This is a genomic window from Terriglobus sp. YAF25, assembly GCF_052113305.1.
Classification (GTDB): Bacteria; Acidobacteriota; Terriglobia; order Terriglobales; family Acidobacteriaceae; genus Terriglobus.
In genome coordinates this window covers 1-1,864 of the sequence record NZ_JBFRCY010000828.1, presented here as the reverse complement: position 1 = coordinate 1,864, position 1,864 = coordinate 1, and the positions used below count along the sequence as shown (strand labels likewise).

General features: G+C 57.1%; 2 protein-coding genes. Both read left to right on the top strand.

Features of this window, described 5'->3' with window-relative positions:
* The first annotated feature begins 406 nt into the window (after positions 1–406).
* Positions 407–1,132: a 3-keto-disaccharide hydrolase gene (locus AB4043_RS24225; RefSeq protein WP_442299719.1), complete on the top strand. Its 726-nt coding sequence runs from the start codon at positions 407–409 to the stop codon at positions 1,130–1,132.
* Between the two features lie 64 nt (positions 1,133–1,196).
* Positions 1,197–1,864: c-type cytochrome (locus AB4043_RS24220; RefSeq protein ID WP_442308347.1), on the top strand; the 668-nt coding region annotated here is incomplete at its 3' end.

The window sequence follows — 1,864 nt, the reverse complement described above, 5'->3', positions numbered from 1 at the left end:
CTCCCCACACGCCCTTGCCCACAATGCGCATTGCGCCGTAACCCAGGCGGGCAATTTCCAGGTCTCCGCCCAAATGGAAGGTCTTCACGATCGATGCCATATCTGTCTCCCTCGTTCCGCTTAGATGTCCCGCAGATTCAACAGGATTCGAGGAGATACAAACGTTTCTAGAGCGTTTTTTCCTGTTGCTGGGTATCCCGGAAAGAGCGTGCAGCGGCGTTTTCATTGCGGAAAACGCCCATAGATAGATAAGCCCTGTGCTACCCCTACAGGAAAAATGCTCTACCGGCCTAACGCACAGAAAAAATGAGCGAATCAGCCTTCCGCAATCGATTGACTTCTCTATCGATACGTTGAGCAAGTATCATGTGGGGCAATCCCACTTGCGCAGGAGTTCGTCGGCGAAATGATCCAGAAGAAGTCTGCAGGCTTGTCTTTCCTTACCCGCCTTGTACCTACCCGTCGTCTCTTCTTCCTCGCAGGCGCTGCCTGTACCGCTGCGGTGACACTTCTTACGGTCACGCATATGGGACGTGTAGGTGCCCAGCAAGCCAAGCCCAAAACTCCCGGCAATGACTGGATTCAGCTCTTCAATGGAAAAGACCTCACCGGCTGGGTTCCCGTCGGCGCCGAAAGCTGGACGGTGGAAGACGACGGTGTACTTCACGGCAAGGGTTTGACTAAAGCCTACGGTTACCTGGAGACCGATAAGGACTACAAAGACTTCCAGCTTTCGCTGCGTTTCAAATGCGTAGGCGACGGCAACAGCGGCGTCTTCTTCCATACCGGTTTCAAACCGAACTCCGTCGACACCACGCAAGGCATGCAGTTTGAGATCGACTGCACCATGATGCACCACACCGCCGGCGTCTACGCTGAAGATGGCCGCGGATGGGTTGTCTGGCCTGCGCCTGAGAATGAAGGTGTGGTCCGCCACGGCGAGTGGAACGATTACCTGGTGGAAGTCGTTGGCAATCGCTACCGGTCGCGCCTGAACGGCGTGCCGATGGTGGACTTTACCGATCCTAAGCCCGGCGCTCCGGATGGCCGTATCGCGCTGCAGTTGCATGCCGGCGGCGAAGGCAACATGCAGTTCAAAGACATCTGGATCCGCGATCTGTCGAAACGCTGATCACAAACCTATATAGCTCAGCTTGCCTGAAGCCCAGCTTCAACCTTGCACCTAGGATTCCTTCATGCCCGAAAGCAAATGGAGCCGTAGTTCGTCCCGCCGCATCGCCGCGGCGATGTTGTTGCTCATTCCCGCGGGGATCACGCTGTACAGCGTGGCGCAGCATATTGAGACGTCGAAGTTCAACGAAGCACCCATGCGTCCGGTCGATCCGCCTCAGATCGTCGCCGCAGGCAAGGCGTTGTACGAAAAGAAGTGTGAGAGCTGCCATAGCGCGGATCTACGCGGTAAGGAGAACGTTGGGCCCAATATCCTTCGTTCCCAGGACGCGCTTGTGGACATGCACGGTGAGTCTCTTGAACCTATTATCCGTGGCGAGAAGCAGGGGCTTGCGAATCACCACATCCTGACAGAAAAAGACGATGTCGCTGCGGTCGCAGCGTATGTCCGCAGCATCCTGAGCGAGATCGGCAGCCAGGGACGCGCGCCAGGGGATGCTCTGCGGTCGCCAAATATCCTCGTTGGCGACGCCGCCAGCGGCCAGCATTACTTTGAAGCAAAGTGCACACGCTGCCACTCCGCCGAGGGCGATATGAAGGGCATCGGCAAGAAGATCTCGAGCCCGAAGACGCTGCAATCGGCATGGATCCGTGGCAACCACTTCGGGGTGCCTGTTCCCACCATCACCGCCACGGTGCAGGAACCAGGCAAACCAGCAGTCGAGGGTACAGC

Excerpts from the sequence above, each read along its gene's own strand:
- AB4043_RS24225 (WP_442299719.1), top strand. The coding sequence starts at position 407 with ATGATCCAGAAGAAGTCTGCAGGCTTGTCTTTCCTTACCCGCCTTGTA.